This is a genomic window from Burkholderia sp. USMB20 (genome assembly GCF_000949135.2).
GTDB lineage: Bacteria > Pseudomonadota > Gammaproteobacteria > Burkholderiales > Burkholderiaceae > Burkholderia.
On record NZ_JTAN02000018.1, the window covers coordinates 417,065 to 435,552 of the forward strand.

The 18,488-nt window shown below is 66.2% G+C and carries 20 protein-coding genes; 2 read left to right on the forward strand and 18 right to left on the reverse strand.

Annotated features, from left to right (window positions below; translation table 11 throughout):
* Window positions 1-29: 29 nt before the first annotated feature.
* From rnc to PL79_RS24195, 17 genes are all read right to left on the reverse strand, one after another.
* Entirely contained in the window at window positions 30-1,325 is a 1,296-nt protein-coding gene (gene rnc, locus PL79_RS24115; protein ID WP_044844764.1) for a ribonuclease III, read from the reverse strand.
* Window positions 1,326-1,478: 153 nt separating this feature from the next.
* Window positions 1,479-2,372: a signal peptidase I gene (gene lepB, locus PL79_RS24120; RefSeq protein WP_044844765.1), complete on the reverse strand. Its 894-nt coding sequence runs from the start codon at window positions 2,370-2,372 to the stop codon at window positions 1,479-1,481.
* A 16-nt stretch (window positions 2,373-2,388) separates the two neighbouring features.
* The gene (gene lepA / locus PL79_RS24125; RefSeq protein ID WP_044844766.1) at window positions 2,389-4,182 is read right to left on the reverse strand and encodes a translation elongation factor 4; all 1,794 of its coding nucleotides are present in this window, start codon (window positions 4,180-4,182) and stop codon (window positions 2,389-2,391) included.
* A 210-nt stretch (window positions 4,183-4,392) separates the two neighbouring features.
* Window positions 4,393-4,629: a glutaredoxin family protein gene (locus tag PL79_RS24130; RefSeq protein WP_044844767.1), complete on the reverse strand. Its 237-nt coding sequence runs from the start codon at window positions 4,627-4,629 to the stop codon at window positions 4,393-4,395.
* Window positions 4,630-4,636: 7 nt separating this feature from the next.
* A complete protein-coding gene (locus tag PL79_RS24135; protein ID WP_044844768.1) occupies window positions 4,637-6,142 on the reverse strand; it encodes a DegQ family serine endoprotease in 1,506 nt (501 codons plus the stop codon).
* Window positions 6,143-6,158: 16 nt separating this feature from the next.
* Entirely contained in the window at window positions 6,159-7,211 is a 1,053-nt protein-coding gene (locus tag PL79_RS24140; protein ID WP_044844769.1) for a MucB/RseB C-terminal domain-containing protein, read from the reverse strand.
* Window positions 7,212-7,216: 5 nt separating this feature from the next.
* Window positions 7,217-7,834, reverse strand: coding sequence for a sigma-E factor negative regulatory protein (locus PL79_RS24145; RefSeq protein ID WP_044844770.1), 618 nt, complete (start codon window positions 7,832-7,834; stop codon window positions 7,217-7,219).
* A gap of 87 nt (window positions 7,835-7,921) precedes the next feature.
* Window positions 7,922-8,521 carry an RNA polymerase sigma factor RpoE gene (gene rpoE, locus PL79_RS24150; protein WP_006752490.1) on the reverse strand — a complete coding sequence of 200 codons (600 nt, stop codon included), beginning with the start codon at window positions 8,519-8,521 and terminating at the stop codon, window positions 7,922-7,924.
* Between the two features lie 91 nt (window positions 8,522-8,612).
* A complete protein-coding gene (locus tag PL79_RS24155) occupies window positions 8,613-9,077 on the reverse strand; it encodes a hypothetical protein (RefSeq protein WP_044844771.1) in 465 nt (154 codons plus the stop codon).
* Window positions 9,078-9,089: 12 nt separating this feature from the next.
* Window positions 9,090-10,322: a beta-ketoacyl-ACP synthase II gene (gene fabF, locus PL79_RS24160; protein ID WP_044844772.1), complete on the reverse strand. Its 1,233-nt coding sequence runs from the start codon at window positions 10,320-10,322 to the stop codon at window positions 9,090-9,092.
* A gap of 164 nt (window positions 10,323-10,486) precedes the next feature.
* On the reverse strand, window positions 10,487-10,726 hold the full coding sequence (acpP, locus tag PL79_RS24165; RefSeq protein ID WP_004197638.1) for an acyl carrier protein: 240 nt from the start codon (window positions 10,724-10,726) through the stop codon (window positions 10,487-10,489).
* 144 nt (window positions 10,727-10,870) lie between these two features.
* A complete protein-coding gene (fabG, locus tag PL79_RS24170) occupies window positions 10,871-11,620 on the reverse strand; it encodes a 3-oxoacyl-ACP reductase FabG (protein WP_044844773.1) in 750 nt (249 codons plus the stop codon).
* 36 nt (window positions 11,621-11,656) lie between these two features.
* Entirely contained in the window at window positions 11,657-12,589 is a 933-nt protein-coding gene (fabD, locus tag PL79_RS24175; RefSeq protein ID WP_044844774.1) for an ACP S-malonyltransferase, read from the reverse strand.
* An 85-nt stretch (window positions 12,590-12,674) separates the two neighbouring features.
* A complete protein-coding gene (locus PL79_RS24180) occupies window positions 12,675-13,664 on the reverse strand; it encodes a beta-ketoacyl-ACP synthase III (protein WP_044844775.1) in 990 nt (329 codons plus the stop codon).
* Entirely contained in the window at window positions 13,665-14,771 is a 1,107-nt protein-coding gene (gene plsX / locus PL79_RS24185; protein WP_044844776.1) for a phosphate acyltransferase PlsX, read from the reverse strand. It abuts the gene before it with no gap.
* A 129-nt stretch (window positions 14,772-14,900) separates the two neighbouring features.
* Complete coding sequence (rpmF, locus tag PL79_RS24190) at window positions 14,901-15,080, reverse strand: 50S ribosomal protein L32 (protein WP_006051932.1); 180 nt, start codon at window positions 15,078-15,080, stop codon at window positions 14,901-14,903.
* Window positions 15,081-15,178: 98 nt separating this feature from the next.
* Window positions 15,179-15,814 carry a YceD family protein gene (locus tag PL79_RS24195; protein ID WP_044844777.1) on the reverse strand — a complete coding sequence of 212 codons (636 nt, stop codon included), beginning with the start codon at window positions 15,812-15,814 and terminating at the stop codon, window positions 15,179-15,181.
* 265 nt (window positions 15,815-16,079) lie between these two features.
* Here PL79_RS24195 and PL79_RS24200 point away from each other — a divergent pair, with 265 nt between their 5' ends.
* Window positions 16,080-16,712, forward strand: a complete 633-nt coding sequence (locus PL79_RS24200) for a Maf-like protein (protein ID WP_044844778.1) — start codon at window positions 16,080-16,082, stop codon at window positions 16,710-16,712.
* Window positions 16,709-17,431 carry an SAM-dependent methyltransferase gene (locus PL79_RS24205; protein WP_044844779.1) on the forward strand — a complete coding sequence of 241 codons (723 nt, stop codon included), beginning with the start codon at window positions 16,709-16,711 and terminating at the stop codon, window positions 17,429-17,431. Before PL79_RS24200 ends, PL79_RS24205 begins: the two co-directional genes overlap by 4 nt.
* A 63-nt stretch (window positions 17,432-17,494) precedes the next feature.
* On the opposite strand, the gene PL79_RS24210 is transcribed toward PL79_RS24205, so the two are convergent.
* Entirely contained in the window at window positions 17,495-18,487 is a 993-nt protein-coding gene (locus tag PL79_RS24210) for a S49 family peptidase (protein ID WP_044844780.1), read from the reverse strand.
* Between the last annotated feature and the right edge of the window lies 1 nt (window position 18,488).

The following is an 18,488-nucleotide window of genomic DNA, read 5'->3' on the forward strand; positions in this document are numbered from 1 at the left end:
CGCGACGCGCGGCACGATCGATGGGCAATTCAGTGATCGGCATCGGCCACGCGCGCCTGCGCGGCAGCGAGGCTGGCGCCGCCCTGCGGCGTCTCGGTGTCGGGTGCCGCGGCGTCGCGGGCGCGCGGCGTCGCGCGCGAAGCGGCGTCGGCACCGGCAGCAGGCTTGTCGGCGGACGACACAGCCGGATCGGTCGCCTGACCCGCCGGCTTGTCGGCTGCGCGGGGCGCGCCTTCGGCTGGCTTGTCGGCGCGTTCGGCAGGCTTGTCCGCCGCGCGCGCGCCGGGTTCGCTGCGATCCGCGGGCTTGTCTGACGGTTTGTCGGTCGCCTTGTCGGCAGGTTTCTCGGCAGGCTTGTCGGCCGTCGGCTTCGCGGGCCGGTCGGCCTTGTCCGCGGCTGTATCGACATGCGCCGCGCGAATCGCGGCCATCGGCGCCTGCGCCGGCCGGTCGCCCGGCTGTGCGCCGGCATCGGCCGCTGCGGACGCGGCAGCGGCCGCCTTCGCGTCGCGCGCCGCCGCACGCTCCTTGCGTTCCGGAGAACGCAGGTCGAGCGCTTCCTGCACCCCCTTCACGCCGGGCACGATTTCAGGCTCGACATGCTTCGACCCGCGTGCGTTCTTCGAACGCTTCGGCTTCGAAGCGAGCATCGGCGCGGCCGCCAGCACCTCGTCGAGCGCCTTCTTCGCGGCGGCCTGCTCGGCCGCCCGCCGGCTCGCGCCGGAGCCCGACACCTTCACGTCGAGCTTCGGCACCGTGCATTCGACCTCGAACTGCTGATTGTGCGCCGCACCATGGGTCGCGACGACCGTGTAGGTCGGCAGCGCGATCTTGTGCCCCTGCAGGTATTCCTGCAGCAGCGTCTTCGCGTCCTTGCCGAGCGTGCGCGGATCGATGTGGTCGAGAATCGGGATATAGAGGCGCTTGATGACCCCTTGGGCGGCTTCGAAGCCGCCATCGAGGAATACCGCCCCGATGATGGCTTCGAACGCGTCCGCGAGGATCGACGGGCGACGGAAGCCGCCGCTGCGCAACTCGCCCTCGCCCAGCCGCAACCCTTCGGAAATATTCAGGGCCTGAGCGATTTCATACAGCGACTGCTGCTTGACGAGGTTGGCGCGCACGCGCGACAGGTCGCCTTCGTCCAGCTTGCTGAAACGCTGGAACAAAAGGGCGGCCACCGCGCAATTCAGAACGGAATCGCCGAGAAACTCGAGCCGTTCGTTGTGCGTGGCACTGTGACTGCGATGGGTCAAAGCCTGGCGCAACAATTCCGCATTGCGAAATTCGTAGCGCAGCCGGCTTTCCAACTGGGATAGGGGCATGTGCAGGAGTATAACGCGGGCGCCGGTCGGGCCGAAACGGCACGGCCGGACGCGAAAAGGCGTGACGGGGCGGTGTTGCCGCCGGTTCTTAAAGTAGTTCGGCAATACGCGACGCGGCCCGTGCGTCGCATATTGCGTGCGAGTCGAATACGGTCAGTTGAAGGAACCGATGCGCTTCAGGTCGCCGAAGTTCATCCAGATGAAGAACGCGCGGCCGACGATGTTGTTGTCCGGCACGAAACCCCAGTAGCGGCTGTCCGCGCTGTTGTCGCGGTTGTCGCCCATCATGAAGTAGTGACCGGCCGGCACCTTGCAGATCACGCCGCGGCTGTTGTACGTGCAGTTGTCACGATACGGATAGTCGTAGGCGCCCATCACGAACGGCGGCACGGCGGGATTGTTGAGGATCGCGTTCTTCTTCGTGCCGATCGTTTCCTCGAACTGCTTCGCATAGTTCTGGCGCTCGTCGTCGAAGAAATCCGGCAGCGGCGTTTCGGGCACCGGCTGGCCGTTGATCGTCAGTTGCTTGTCCTGGTAAGCGACCGTGTCGCCCGGCAGGCCGATCACGCGCTTGATGTAGTCGACCGACTCGTCCTTCGGATAACGGAACACGACGACGTCGCCGCGCGACAGCGGGCTGCCCTGCGTGATCTTGGTGTTCGTGATCGGCATGCGCAGGCCGTATTCGAACTTGTTGACGAGGATGAAGTCGCCGACCAGCAGCGTCGGCACCATCGAGCCCGACGGGATCTTGAACGGCTCGACGATGAACGAACGCACGACGAACACGGCCAGGATCACCGGGAAGAAGCTCGCGGTGTACTCGAGCCACCACGGCTGGCGCAGCTTTTCGTCGCGCAGCTTCGAACGCGTCTGCCCCGCGTTTTCGTCCGCGAAACGCTCGTCGATACGCGACTGCTGACGATCGAACTCCTCGATCGCCGCGTCGGCCGCCTTGCGCCGCTGCGGCAGGAACACCAGTTTGTCCAACACCCACGCTACGCCCGTCACGACGACGAGCACAAAAAGAATCAGCGCAAAATTCATAAAAGGATCAGTCCTGTTATTTGTCTTCGACGCGCAAGATCGCGAGGAACGCCTCCTGCGGGATCTCGACCGAACCCACCTGCTTCATGCGTTTCTTACCTTCTTTCTGCTTCTCGAGCAGTTTCTTCTTTCGCGTGATGTCGCCGCCGTAGCACTTCGCGAGCACGTTCTTGCGCAGTGCCTTGATGTTCTCGCGTGCGACGATGTGCGCGCCGATCGCGGCCTGGATCGCCACGTCGTACATCTGGCGCGGAATGATCTCGCGCATCTTCGCGGCGACCTCGCGACCGCGGTATTGCGACTGCGACCGGTGCACGATGATCGACAGCGCGTCGACCTTGTCGCCGTTGATCAGCATGTCGACCTTCACGACGTCCGACGAACGGTATTCCTTGAACTCGTAGTCCATCGACGCGTAGCCGCGCGACACCGACTTCAGGCGATCGAAGAAGTCGAGCACGATCTCGGCCATCGGGATTTCGTACGTGAGCTGCACCTGGCGGCCGTGATACTGCATGTTGATCTGCGAGCCACGCTTCTGCTCGCACAGCGTGATCACGGAACCGACGTAGTCCTGCGGCATGTACAGGTTCACGGTGACGATCGGCTCGCGCACTTCGGCGATGCGGCCGGGCTCCGGCATCTTCGCCGGGTTCTCGACCATGATCGTCGAGCCGTCGCTCTGCACGACCTCGTAGACGACCGTCGGTGCGGTCGTGATGAGGTCCATGTCGAACTCGCGCTCGAGTCGCTCCTGCACGATTTCCATGTGCAGCAGCCCGAGGAAGCCGCAGCGGAAACCGAAGCCGAGTGCCTGCGACACTTCCGGCTCGTACTGCAGCGATGCATCGTTGAGCTTCAGCTTCTCGAGCGATTCGCGCAGCGCGTCGTACTGGTTCGCCTCGACCGGATACAGCCCCGCGAACACCTGCGGCTTCACTTCCTTGAAGCCCGGCAGCGGTTCGGCGGCCGCCTTGGTCGCGTGCGTGACGGTGTCGCCGACCTTCGCGGCCGTCAGTTCCTTGATGCCGGCGATGATGAAGCCCACCTGCCCCGCCGACAGCGAGTCGAGATTGCGCGACTTCGGCGTGAACACGCCGACGTGCTCGACCGGATACTGCGCGCCGGTCGCCATCATCTTGATCTTGTCCTTCGGACGCAGCGTGCCGTTGACGATCCGCACGAGCATCACGACGCCGACGTAGTTGTCGAACCACGAGTCGATGATCAGCGCCTGCAGCGGCGCGGCCGGATCGCCCTTCGGCGGCGGCACCTTCGCGATCAGCGCTTCGAGCACGTCCTCGACGCCGAGACCCGTCTTCGCGCTGCAACGCGTCGCGTCGGTCGCGTCGATGCCGATCACGTCCTCGATTTCCTCGATCGCGTTCTCGGGGTTCGCGGCCGGCAGGTCGATCTTGTTCAGCACCGGCACGACCTCGACGCCGAGCTCGATCGCCGTGTAGCAGTTCGCGACCGTCTGCGCCTCGACGCCCTGGCTCGCGTCGACCACGAGCAGCGCACCTTCGCACGCGGACAGCGAACGGCTGACTTCGTACGAGAAGTCGACGTGCCCCGGCGTATCGATCAGGTTGAGGTTGTAGACCTTGCCGTCGCGGGCGCGATAGCTCAGTGCAGCCGTCTGCGCCTTGATCGTGATGCCGCGCTCGCGCTCGATATCCATCGAGTCGAGCACCTGCGCTTCCATTTCACGGTCGGCGAGGCCGCCGCATACCTGGATGATGCGATCCGCGAGCGTCGACTTGCCATGGTCGATGTGCGCGATGATCGAGAAATTGCGAATATGATCCATTCAGTGCCGATCAAGCGAAAAAGGCGCGCTCGACGACTGCGGAGCACGCCTTGTAAGTCGGTGAAAAAACGGCTTATTTTAGCCGAAAAGGCCTTTGCCGGGCGGTAATTTGGGACGCCCCGCCAGGGACGCCCCGCCGGAGGCCCTGGCCGGCGGGTCCGCCGCCGGAAGCCCCGCGCAACGCGCGGCCGGCCGGCAGCGGAGCCGGGTTCAGCGCCGGGCCGCGAGCGCGCCGCGCACCCTCGCCTCGTCGAACCGGTGGCGGCACACTTCCGTGCCGTCCAGCAACAGCACCGGCACGTCCTCGTCGTAACGCGCAACGAGTGCCGGATCCGCATCGATGTCGACGTAGTCGACCGCGATGCCGAATTCGGCCGCCACCGGCGCCAGCGCATCGCGCAGGTCGTCGCACAGATGGCACCAGCCGCGGCCGTAGAGCGTAAACATCGGCGCGTTACTTCTGAACCGCGCGCGGGCGCACCGGCACGAACTGCGTGTTGTCGCCGCGCCGCACCAGCACCGCGACTGCCTTCTGCGGATCGAGCTGCGCGGTCACGTCGGCGAACTGCTTCGCGCTCGTGATGTCGGTGTCGCCGACGCGCAGCACGATGTCGCCGCGCTGCAGCCCCGCTCGGGCCGCCGGGCCGTCGACGCCGTCGATCTGCACGCCGTTCTTCAGCTTCAGCGACTTCAGCTGATCCGCGGAAAGGTCACTGACCGTCAAGCCGAGCGAATTCGCCTGGCGCGGCTTCTGCGGCGCGCTCTTGCGCTGCTCGGCCTTCGCCGTCGTCTCGGCCGGCGTCTCGGCGATCGTGATCGGCAGATCGCGCGCCTGACCCTTGCGCCACACGCTGACCGTCGCCTTGGTGCCCGGCTTCGTGTCGCCGACCATGCGCGGCAGATCCGACGCCGTATCGACCGGCCGGCCGTTGAACTTCAGGATGATGTCGCCCGGCTGGATACCGGCCTTGTCGGCCGGACCGCCCGGTTCGACGCTGCTGACGAGCGCGCCTTCCGCCTTCGGCAGCCCGATCGAGTCGGCCACGTCCTTCGTCACCTCGCCGATCGCCACCGCGATGCGGCCGCGCGTGACCTTGCCGGTCGCCTTCAGCTGGTCGGCCACACGCATCGCCTCGTCGATCGGGATCGCGAACGAAATGCCCATGAAACCGCCGGTGCGGCTGTAGATCTGCGAGTTGATGCCGATCACCTCGCCCTGCATGTTGATCAGCGGGCCGCCCGAGTTGCCGGGGTTCACCGCGACGTCGGTCTGGATGAACGGCAGGTAATCGCCCGTGTTGCGGCTCTTCGAACTCACGATGCCGGCCGTCACGGTGTTGTCGAGGCCGAACGGCGAACCGATCGCGACGACCCACTCGCCGACGCGCACCTTGTTCGAATCGCCGATCGCGACGACCGGCAGGTTCGACGCCTGGATCTTGACGACCGCGACGTCCGTGCGGTCGTCGACGCCGATCAGCTTCGCCTTGAATTCGCGCTTGTCGGTCAGCGTCACGTAGATGGTGTCCGCGTCGTCGACGACGTGCGCGTTGGTCATCACGTAGCCGTCAGCCGACACGATGAAGCCCGAACCGACACCGCGGTTCTGCTCGGTGTCGGGCGGATTGTCCGGCGCCGGCGCGTTCTTCGGATTGCCATTGCCGCCGCCACCACCGTTGCCGGGCGCCTGCGGCAGCGGAATGCCGAAGAAGCGCCGGAAGAATTCCGACATGTCGCCATTATCGAAGCCTGGCGGGAGCACGCCGCGCGGGCCGGGCGTCGGCACGTTCGCGGTGGTCCGGATGTTCACGACAGCCGGCCCGACCTTTTCGACCAGATCGGCGAAATCGGGAAGGCTGGCAGCGGGAGGCGTGACCGCGGCCGCGGTATGCGGGGCGAGCGGCAGGCAGGCACACAGCACCGCCGCCGCGAACACTTTGCGCAGCGTGAGTTTCGTCATGTCGGAAGCCGTAGCGTTACTTGGAAGCCTTGTATTCTATGGCAGACGCGAACTGCTGCAACGTGGCCGGCGGCACTTCGCCGAGCACGGTGATCCAGTAGTCGCCGCGACGCTTCACGAGCACGTGGGTCGCGCCGGTGCTGCCCGCGCCTTCCTTGCGCGTATTCTTTTCGGCCGGCTCGATGAAGACGGAGATCGTCGCGAGGCCGTCCGTGAAGACGGCCTGATCGACCGGAATCGGCGGATCGCCGGCGTCGCGCGCGGCCATCGGCCGGCGCACCTCGCGAATCTTCCGGAAGCCGGCGATGGTCGGCGCGATCTGCCAGCCCTGCGCCTCCATGTCGACCGCCGCGACCGGCGGGCGGACCACCGTCCAGCCGCTCAGGTTGCGCATGCCGGCCGCGATCGCGGATTTGTCACCGGTCGCGCCGCCCGTCTGCAGCTGCGAAAACGCGACCTGCTCGAGCACGTGATCGCTCGCATCGAGCGTCTGCGAACGCAGCAGCAGCCCGGTGCGGGCGTCGGCCCACAGCTTGTAGGTGAAGCGGTACGCGTCCTTCGGCACGAGTTCGACTACCTGCGCGTCGATCCCGGCCACACGGTCCTTGCCGAGCAGCTTCGCGTCGTAGACGGACATCACGTGCTCGCCGCCGGCACCGAGCAGCGCGGGGAACGAATCGCGCGTCTGGCGGCGCTCGACCACGCACAGCTTGCGCTCGGGCACGAACGTGTACAGCTCGTCGTTATGCCGCAGCACCTTGCGCGGCTTGCCGTCGAGCGACTCGATCCGCTCGAACTCGCCGTCGCGGGACGCCACATGCGCGATGCGCGACGACTGGACATACCCGCCGCGCTGGTAGACGAACGTACCCTCGTAGCTCTGCTGCTGCGCCGCCTGCTGGATGCGGTCGAGCCAGTCCGCCGCACCCTTGCGGGTCGCGACGGGATCGTCCGGTTGCTGGGCGCTGGCAGGCAGGGATTGAACGGACAACAGGGCGGCTGCGCAAAGCAGGAGAGCCGGCAGCCGCTTCCATCCGGAGATGGCGTGATTCAACTGCAATGTCCGCATCGGGTTTATTGGCCTGGCGTGGTGGTCACGGCAGCGCGGATCAGCGGCATCGAGCCCGTGACGACGGGCTGCTGCGCGAATTGCTGATGCGCTTCAAGGTATTGGTCGAGACTTGCGTCGCGGATGATGTTGACGTCCTGCAGGCCCGGCTGCGCGGATGCCTGTGCAACCGTCACGCGCTGCAGGTTGCCGCCTTGCGGCGCGCCTGCCGATGCGACCTGGACGGCGCCCGGCACACCGGCCGTCTGCATCTGCGGGACGACGATCCACGTCAGCGTGGCTGCCGCGGCGGCCACCGCGAACGCGGGCACGACACGCCGGCGCAGCGACAGCAGCTTGCTCGCGACCGGCGCGGCGGCCGGCGCGAGCAGGTGCGGCTCGCTTTCGAGCGCGGCGGACATGCGCGCGGTGAACGCGACGCTCAGCGCGGGCGACAGCGCGAGCTCGTCCGAGCGCAGCGCATCGCCGATCAGGTGGTAATGGGCCCACGCAGCGCGATCCGCGCGGTCGAGCTCAGCCAGAAACTGCCCGTGATCCGGGCCGTCGAACAGTTCACCGTCGACCAGAGCGGAAAGGCGCTCGCCGCGCGAGCACGCTTGCGACTGCGTATTGACCGACCCCATGATGCTCCCCATCTTGCACACACCCCGTCGTGATTTCACGACTCTATCCGTAATAGACCCCGACCCGCGTCGTTGCGCCCGTCGCGCTTACCAGCGCTTGCCTTCGGGCGTATCGAGCAGCGGACGCAATTTCGCAGCGATTGCCTCGCGCGCCCGGAAGATCCGCGACCGGACCGTCCCGATCGGACAATCCATCATTTCCGCGATCTCTTCGTAGCTCAAGCCCTCGATCTCGCGCAGCGTAATCGCCTGGCGCAGCTCTTCGGGCAGGACGGCCATTGCAGCGTTGACCGTCTCGGCAATCTGCTTGCTCATCAACATCGACTCAGGCGTGTTGATATCCCTTAGTTGGTCTGCGTCGGAGAAAGTTTCCGCTTCCTCGGCATCGGCCTCGGTGGAGGTCGGTGCCCGCCGGCCCTGCGTCGCAAGGTAGTTCTTCGCCGTATTGACGGCAATCCGGTACAACCACGTGTAGAACGCCGACTCGCCGCGAAATTGCGGCAGCGCACGATACGCCTTGATGAACGCGTCCTGGGCCACATCCTCGACCTCGGCGGGATCCCGCACGAGGCGCGAGATCAGCCGAATGATCTTGCGGTGGTATTTGGAGACCAGGAGTTCGAACGCTGCCTTGTCGCCTTTCTGTACGCGCTCGACCAGAGCCTGATCGATTTCTTTTTCACTCACCTGACAAATCCGTTAACTAGGGATGCAACGCGGAGCGTTATTGTAGCGTTCCGGCGCCGGCCGCTGGTTACGGCTGGTAACCGCGCCGCCGTCATGCCCGCCCCGCCGTGCCGGCGGTACGCGCCAGCACGGACAGCGCGCTGAACGACGCGGCGTCGAGCGCATCGGCCGGAATCAGCAACGGCCGCGCGCGCCGGGCGCCCTGCCCGACCGACAGCACGAGCAGCAGGCTGCTCCAGTGCGCATGGCCCGTCACGCGGCCCCGGGCCAGCAAGCGCCCGGTGCGGCCAAACGCCGCAATCTCCCCGAATGCATCGATCCGCAACTCGGCCGGCAGCCGGCGGGCACAGGCCCGCGCGGCGCACACGGCAAGCAGCGCGGCCGTCGCCGCCGACACGCACGCGCCGGCGGCGGCACCGGCCCGCGGCGCCCAGAACAGGTACGCGGAGGCGGCCGCCGCCGCGACGAACGCGGCCAGCACCACATACGACACGGCCGAGGCCCGCAATGCAAAGCATTGCGGACGCCCGGCCGGAGCATCGAATGGACTCGTCAAGCGATTTCAGCGTCAGACGCGCTTGAACACCAGCGTGCCGTTGGTACCGCCGAAGCCGAAGTTGTTCTTCACGGCCACGTCGATCTTCATGTCACGCGCGGTGTTCGCGCAGTAGTCGAGATCGCACTCGGGGTCCTGGTTGAAGATGTTGATGGTCGGCGGCGACACGTTGTTGTGCAGCGCCAGCACCGTGAACACCGACTCGAGGCCGCCCGCGCCACCCAGCAGGTGGCCCGTCATCGACTTCGTCGAGTTCACCACGAGCTTGTACGCGTGCTCGCCGAATGCCGCCTTCACCGCATCGGACTCGTTCTTGTCGCCGAGCTGCGTCGACGTGCCGTGCGCATTCAGGTACTGGACCTCGTCCGCGTTCACGCCGGCGTCGCGCAGTGCCGCGACCATGCAGCGGCGCGGACCGTCCATGTTCGGCGCGGTCATGTGGTACGCATCGCCCGTCATGCCGAAGCCCGAGACTTCCGCATAGATCTTCGCGCCGCGTGCCTTCGCCGCCTCGTATTCCTCGAGCACCATCACGCCTGCACCCTCGCCCAGCACGAAGCCGTCGCGGTCCTTGTCCCACGGACGGGACGCGGTGGCCGGATCGTCGTTGCGGGTCGACAGCGCGCGCGCGGCCGCGAAACCGCCGATGCCCAGCGGCGACACCGTCGATTCGGCGCCGCCCGCGACCATCACGTCGGCGTCGCCGGCCTGGATCAGGCGCGCCGCGAGGCCGATGCTGTGCAGACCGGTCGTGCAGGCCGTCACGGCCGCGAGGTTCGGGCCCTTCAGGCCGAACATGATGCTCAGGTGACCCGAGATCATGTTGATGATCGAACCCGGCACGAAGAACGGCGAAATCCGGCGCGGGCCGCGATCGACGTAGGTCTGGTGCGTGTCTTCGATCATCGGCAGGCCGCCGATACCGGAGCCGACCAGCACGCCGATGCGTTCCGCATTGGCTTCGTTCACTTCGAGGCCGCTGTCCCGGATCGCCTGGACGCCGGCTGCGATGCCGTAATGGATGAACGTATCCATGTTGCGGGCTTCCTTCGCCGGGATGTACTCCTCGGCGCTGAAACCCTTCACTTCGCCCGCGAAATGGCAGGCGAGGTTCGACGCATCGAACTTCGTGACGGTGGCGATACCGGACTTGCCGGCGACGAGATTGGCCCAGCCGTCGGCAACATTATTGCCAACAGGCGAAATCAGCCCCAGGCCTGTAACAACAACACGACGGCGGCTCACGGTAACCTCTTTTCCATTATTGGATGACAAAAACAAAAGCCACAGTGGCCACAGGAACCAGCCCTGCGAGCCCTGTGGCTGTTAGTCCGTCCGGCACGAAGCCGGCAGGATGGCGCGTCAATCGCGAAGATCGCGGCGACGTGGCGGACAAGCGCGAAAGGCGCTTACGCCTTGACGTTTGCGCGAGCGTAGTCGATCGCTTGCTGAACGGTCGTGATCTTCTCTGCTTCTTCGTCCGGGATTTCCATGCCGAACTCGTCTTCCAGAGCCATCACCAGTTCGACCGTGTCGAGCGAATCCGCGCCCAGATCGTTCACGAACGATGCTTCGTTCTTGATCTCGGCTTCCGCGACGCCCAGTTGCTCAGCGACGATCTTCTTGACACGTTGTTCGATGTTATCCATTACCCCTCCGAGGGAAAGTTCAGATTTACAAGTGCGCGCATTTTATCAGGTTTGCTGACGGCAAAACGCGCGTTGGCTTGATGGTCGATCCAGCACCGATCCGCCTGAAAAACGGGATACGGCGCGGATGGTAAACGAAAACCGTTACGACATGTACATGCCGCCGTTCACGTGCAGCGTCGTGCCGGTGATATAACCGGCCTGCGGCGATGCGAGGAACGCGACGGCATGGGCGATGTCTGCCGGGCTGCCGAGGCGGCCGAGCGGAATCTGGGTCTTGAGCGCGGCCTGCTGTTCTTCCGGCAGCGTCTTCGTCATGTCGGTGTCGATGAAGCCCGGCGCGACGCAGTTCACCGTGATGCCACGGCTGCCGATTTCACGTGCAAGCGCACGCGTCATGCCCGCGACGCCGGCCTTCGCGGCCGCGTAGTTGACCTGGCCCGGGTTGCCGGCCGAGCCGACCACCGACGTGATGTTGATGATGCGGCCGCCGCGGGCCTTCATCATCGGGCGCAGCACCGCGCGCGACAGGCGGAACACCGACTTCAGGTTGGTGTCGATCACCGCGTCCCAGTCCTCGTCCTTCATCCGCATCGCCAGCTGGTCCTGCGTGATCCCCGCGTTGTTGACGAGCACGTGGAGCGCGCCGAATTCCTTCACGGTCGCGTCGATCAGCGCTTCGGCTGCCGCCGCGTCGTTGACGTTCAGCACCGCGCCGCGGCCCGTCACGCCCGCTTCCGCGAACCCGGCGGTAATCGCGGCAGCGCCCGATTCGCTCGTCGCCGTGCCGATCACCGTCGCGCCCAGGCGCGCGAGTTCGAGCGCGATCGCCCGGCCGATGCCGCGCGATGCGCCGGTCACGATCGCGACCTGTTTATCGAGAGTCTTTTCCATGAATCGAATATCCGTCTCTTGAGGAAAGGCGCCGCGTCAGGCGGTCGCCAGCTTCAGTGCTTCGTCGAGCGAAGCCGGATCGAACACCGATGCGCCGACCAGGTTGCCGTCGATGCGCTTCGTCAGGCCTGCCAGCACCTTGCCCGGACCGCACTCAATCACGTGCGTGACGCCCGTGCCCGCGATGTGCCGCACGCATTCGACCCAACGCACCGGGCCCGCGGCCTGGCGCACCAGCGCGTCCTTGATCGCGGCCGGATCGCTGACCACCGCGACGTCGATGTTGTTGACGACCGGAATCTGCGGCGCCTTCACGTCGACGTTCGCCAGATAGTCGCGCAACTGGTCCGACGCCGGCTTGAGCAGCGACGAATGGAACGGCGCCGATACCGGCAGCGGCAGCGCGCGTTTCGCGCCCTTCGCCTTCGCGATCTCGCAGGCCTTCTCGACGGCCGCCTTCGCGCCCGCGATCACGACCTGCGCCGGCGCGTTGAAGTTCACCGCTTCGACGATGCCCGCTTCCGCGGCTTCGGCGCACACGGCGCGCACCGTGTCGTCATCGAGACCCAGGATCGCCGCCATGCCGCCCTGGCCGACCGGCACGGCCGTCTGCATCGCCTGCGCGCGGAAGCGCACGAGCGGCACCGCGTCCTTGAACGCGATCGCGCCCGCGGCGACGAGCGCCGTGTATTCGCCGAGGCTGTGGCCCGCGACGATCGACGGCGCCGGACCGCCGGCCTGCTGCCATGCGCGATAGCACGCGTAGGCGGCCGTCAGCATCACGGGCTGCGTGTTGGTGGTCAGATTCAGCTCTTCGGCCGGACCTTCGGCGATCAGCTTGCCGAGATCCTGATTGAGTGCATCGGATGCTTCCTGGAGCGTCTCGCGCACGACGGCGAGATCGGCGAATGCGTTGAGCATGCCGACCGACTGCGAGCCCTGCCCCGGAAAAACGAATGCGAATTTCATATCGTCCCCAATTGAATCGATTCGGACGGCGCGCGCGAACGGCGCGCCGGTTCGGGATCCGCGCGCAGCAGTTGCGCGCCGCGGATCAGTAGCGGAAGACGGACGCGCCCCACGTGAAGCCGCCGCCGACGCCTTCGATCAGCACGTGCTGACCGCGCTGGATGCGGCCGTCGCGCACCGCGGCGTCGAGCGCCAGCGGGATCGACGCAGCCGACGTGTTGCCGTGCTGGTCGACCGTCACGACCATGCGCTCCTGCGGCAGGCCGAGCTTGCGGCAGGTGCTGGTCATGATGCGGATGTTGGCCTGGTGCGGAATCAGCCAGTCGACCTGCTCGGGCGCGAGGTTCGCCTTGGCGAGCGCCTCGATCGCGACCTTTTCGAGTACGTTGACCGCGAGCTTGAACACGGCCTGCCCATCCATGTACAGGAACGCGCTGCCGTCGATCACACCGCGATTGACGTTGCCCGGCGTGCAGAGGATGTTCGAATAGCTGCCGTCCGCGTGCAGCGCGCTGCCGAGCACGCCCGGCTCTTCCGACGCGGACAGGATCACCGCGCCCGCGCCGTCGCCGAACAGCACGCAGGTCGTGCGGTCCTTGAAATCGAGAATGCGCGAGAACGTCTCCGCGCCGACGATGAGCGCCGTGCGGTGCTGGCCGCTGCGGATGAAGCTGTCGGCCGTCGCCATCGCATAGGCGAAGCCCGAGCACACGGCCTGCACGTCGAATGCCGCGCCGCCGTTCTTGATGCCGAGCTTGTTCTGCAGCAGGCAGGCCGTGCTGGGGAACACGAAATCGGGGGTCGAAGTCGCGACGATGATCAGGTCGATCGACTGCGGATCGATATCGGCCGCCTCGATCGCACGGCGCGCCGCTTCGAGCGCGAGATCGCTCGTCGTGACGTCCGGTGCGGCGAAATGGCGCGCATGGATGCCCGTGCGCGCAACGATCCACTCATCGCTCGTCTCGATGCCTTCCTTCGCGAGACGGTCGGCGAGCTGCTGGTTCGTGACCCGGTCGGGCGGCAGGTAGCTGCCCGTGCCGAGCACGCGGGAATAGAGAGTCGATTGGGCCATTTATGCTTTAGAGGATTGCGCAGCGGAAGGTTCGGCGTGGTGGCCTGCGGCCGGGCTCGTCGGGCCCGCGCCGCCCGCGTCGTGTTCGCCGTCGCCGAGCGACACCGAATTGTCCGCCATCGCACGCGTGAGGCGCTCCAGCACGCCGTTTTTGACGGCATCATAACCCCGTTTGATCGCCCACTCAAACGCGTAGGCGTCGGCCGAACCGTGGCTTTTGATCACGAGGCTCTTCAGCCCCAGCAGCGCCGCGCCGTTGTACTGGCGGTGATCGACGCGCTTCTTGAAACGCATCAGCACCGGCAGCGCGAGCAGCGCCATCAGCTTCGACATCAGCGACCGGCCGAACTCCTCGCGGATGATGTCGGACAGCATCTGCGCGAGCCCTTCGGACGTCTTCAGCGCGACGTTGCCGACGAAGCCGTCGCAGACGATCACGTCGACCGTGCCTTTGTAGATGTCGTTGCCTTCGACGTTGCCACGGAAATTCAGCGTGCTGGCGCGCAGCAGTTCGCCGGCGCGCTTGATGGTCTCGTTGCCCTTGATGACCTCTTCGCCGATGTTCAGCAGGCCGATCGTCGGACGCTCCTTGCCTTCGAGCGCGGCGACGAGCGCGTGCCCCATCTCCGCGAACTGCAGCAGGTGCTGCGGCTCGCAGTCGACGTTCGCGCCGAGGTCCAGCATCATCGTGTAGCCGGTCGGGTTCGGCAGCGCGAACGCGATCGCGGGCCGCTCGATGCCGGGCAGCGTCTTGAGCACATAACGGGAAACGGCCATCAGCGCGCCGGTGTTGCCGGCGGAAATACAGGCCTGGGCCGCGCCTTCCTTGACGTGGTTGAGCGCGACACGCATCGAAGAATCCTTCTTCTTGCGCAGCGCCACTTCGACAGGGTCGTCCATCGCCACGACTTCGGTGGCGGGCACGATGGTCAGCGCGGGATCGTCGAGGGCTTTCAGCTTTTTCAGCTGAGCGCGGATCGCGCTTTCGATGCCGACGAGCATCAGGTGCGCATCGGGATGCGCGCGGACGAACTTGACTGCCGCGGGAACGGTCACGGACGGGCCGTGGTCGCCTCCCATGCAATCGATTGTGAGCTTTACGGTCATGGAATGCGACGAATTTCAGGCACAAAAAAGCGGCAGTTGAATGCCGCCTTTTTGTTGCGCCAGGAAAGTGTCAAGCGAACCAGTTGTCACGCGAACGGCGATCGTAGCGCGCAACGCGTGACTTGACGCTTAGTCGTTCTTCGTCTTGACGACTTTCTTGCCGCGATAGTAGCCGTTCGGGCTGACGTGGTGACGCAGGTGCACTTCACCCGTGCTCGGCTCGACTGCCAGCGGCGCTGCCGTCAGGAAATCGTGCGAACGATGCATGCCGCGCTTCGACGGCGACTTCTTGTTTTGCTGGACTGCCATGACTAACTCCTAAATAATTTTCCGGATTCTAACACAGCCCGATCCGGCGCTTAACTACCCTGGCCCAAAGCCCTTACGCCTTCCCGCGCCACAACTGCTTAGTGTTTCTTGCTGCCGTCCCCGTCCTTCTTCAGCGCTTCCAGCGCTGCGAACGGATTCGGCCGTTTGCCTTCGTCCTCGTCTTCGGCGGACTCGTCGTCCGCGTCTTCCGAAGGACCGCTCGCACCCGACACGAGGCTTTCGTGAACTGCCGGGCAAACCTCGTGCTTGGGCACGAGCGGCAACGAAAGCAGCAATTCCTCTTCGATCAAGTCGACGAGATCGAACTGGCGTGAGCCCACGATCACATCGGCTTCATCGTCGTCGAGCGGAAATTCTTCAGCTTCTTCTTCGGTCGCAACGACCCGGTACGTCATGTCGACGTCGAACGTCTGGTCGTACGGGGTCATGCAGCGCTGACACGTGAGCCACGCATGGCCGTGCACCGCGAGGCGCAGATACGGCTGCTGCCCATCGGCGCCGTCGTCCTGCAACTCTTTCTGGGTGAACCCTTCGGCCTGCCACGTGAAGACCGTGTCGCGATCGGGCGCGTCCGCCGGCACTTCGTTCAGCATGCGCGGCAGTTGCGACAGGCGCACGGCACCCGCTGCCTGCCGCCCGCTGCGGGCGAATTCGAACAGGTCGACCGCGTGCGGATCAAGCGCTGCCGCAGGCTTGCCAGAAGAAGTGTTCATGTTGCGCTCCTGCCTACAGGCTGACTTGCGGGATCCGGCTTGCTGGCGCTGCTCACCTGGCGCCGCCCACGTGCGCGATCTACGCCGCGTACGCCTCGCACGATTACGTACTTTACTTCCGAAGACCCGGCAGGCGCCACCACTGCGGAAAGCCTGCCGACGAAAAGCGGGAAAGCATACCTGTTTTACCTTTTGCGGTCAATCACTTATGCTTGCGCCCTTGCAACACCGCGCCACACCCGACGACTCACCGACCCAACCGACCATGCCGGATACCGTTTGCCGCCCGCCGCGGCTGATTCTCGCCTCCAGTTCCCGCTACCGCCGCGCGCTCCTCGAGCGCCTCGGCCTGCCGTTCGACGTCGTGTCGCCCGACCTCGACGAAACCCCGCTCGCGGACGAAGCGCCGGCCGCGACCGCGCTGCGCCTCGCCGGTGCGAAGGCGCGCGCGGTCGCCGCGACGATCGACGCACCGGACGGCGTGCTCGTGATCGGGTCGGACCAGGTCGCGACCTTCGACGGCCACCAGATCGGCAAGCCCGGCACGCACGAGCGCGCGCTCGCGCAGCTGCTGTCGATGCAGGGCCGCGACGTCGAATTCCACAGCGCGCTCAGCCTTTACGACAGCCGCACCGGCGAAACGCAGAGCGAGGACGTCGTCACGCACGTGCGCTTTCGCTCGCTGCCCGAAGCCGAACTCGATGCGTACCTGCGCGCGGAAACGCCGTACGACGTCGCCGGCAGCGCGAAGTCCGAAGGGCTCGGCATCGCGCTGCTGGATGCCATCGACTCCGACGACCCGACGGCGCTCGTCGGCCTGCCGCTGATCGCGCTCACGCGGATGCTGCGCGCCGTCGGTTATCCGCTGTTCGCCGCACCCCAAGGAGACCGCGCATGACCGCCGGCACGCTCTATCTCGTCCCGAACACGCTCGGCGAGGGCGACGCATCGATGCTCGCCGCCGTGCTGCCCGCCGCCGTGCAGGCGCGCGCCGGCACACTCGGCTATTACATCGGCGAAAACGCGAAAACGACCCGCGCGTTCCTGAAGAAGATCGGCACGACGCGGCCGATCCAGGAAATCGAGATCAGCGAGCTGAACGTCAATACGCCGGCCGGCGCCATCGACCGGCTGCTCGCGCCCATACTGGCCGGCGCGGACGCCGGCCTCGTGTCGGAGGCCGGCTGCCCGGCCGTCGCCGATCCGGGCGCACTGCTGGTGCGCCGCGCGCACGAACGCGGCGTGAAGGTCGTGCCGCTCGTCGGGCCGAGTTCGATCCTGCTCGCGTTGATGGCGTCGGGCCTGAACGGCCAGAGTTTCGCGTTCAACGGCTACCTGCCGGTCGACGCGGCCGCGCGTGCGAAGCGCTTGCGTGAACTTGAGCAACTGTCACGCAAGGCGCGCCAGACGCAGATCTTCATCGAGACGCCGTACCGGAACCAGGCGATGCTGGATACGCTGATCGCGACCTGCGCGCCGTCGACGCAGATCTGCGTCGCGGCCGACCTGACCCTCGAGACCGAGACGATCGCCAGCCGCTCCGTGGCGGACTGGAAAAAGACGCCTCCGCCGAATCTGCAGAAGCGCCCCGCCATCTTCCTGCTGCTCGCGAACTAAAGCCGGCGGTCGCGCGACCCGGGGCGCCCTGCCCCGTTCGCCGCGGCGCCGGCCGGCCGCCGCTCAGCGCAGGCTGAACGACGTGCCGCCCGCGGTGAGCGCCTTCATCGCGGCACCGCCGACCGCCGCGCCGAACTTGCGCGCGACGCGGTTCGTCAGGCTTTCCTTCACCGTATAGTCGACGAGATCCGGCGCCTTCAGCACGTCGCGCGCGACCGTGTCGGTCGTGCCGTAGCCGTCGGCGAGCCCGAGCTCGACGCTCTTTTCGCCGGTCCAGAACAGGCCCGAGAACATGTCGGGCGTTTCGTGCAGCCGCTTGCCGCGGCCGTCCTTCACGGCCTTGATGAACTGCGCATGAACCTGGTCGAGCAGCGCCTGCGCGTGGGCATCCATCTTCGGCGTCTCGGGCGAGAACGGGTCGTAGAAGCCCTTGTTTTCGCCCGACGTATGCAGGCGGCGATCGACGCCGAGCTTGCCCATCAGGCCCGTGAAGCCGAACCCGTCCATCAGCACGCCGATCGAGCCGACGATGCTCGCCTTGTCGACGAAGATCTTGTCGGCGGCGGACGCAATGTAATAACCGCCCGATGCGCACATGTCGGTCACGACGACGTACAACGGCTTGTCCGGATACTTCTTGCGCAGCCGGCGGATCTCGTCGTAGACCATCCCGGCCTGCACCGGGCTGCCGCCCGGGCTGTTGATCCGCAGCACGACGCCGGCCGTGCCGCTGTCGTCGAAAGCGGTATCCAGCGCCGTGTTGATGTCGTCGGCGTTCGCGTTGGTGCCCGCCGCGATCTCGCCGTCGATCGTCACGAGCGCCGTGTGGCGCCCGCTCGCCGAGAATTTCGAGTCGCTCGAGAAATCGATCAGCGCGAACGCGAGCAGCACGAACACGCCGAGGAACGCGAAGCGGAAGAAGATCTTCCAGCGCCGCGCGGCGCGCTGTTCCTTGACGGCCGCAAGCGCGATCCGCTCGAGCGCCGCGCGCTCCCAGTTCGGTTCGCGGCTGTCGGGACGGGACGAGGAATCAGGAAGGTTCGGTTGGTCGGCCATG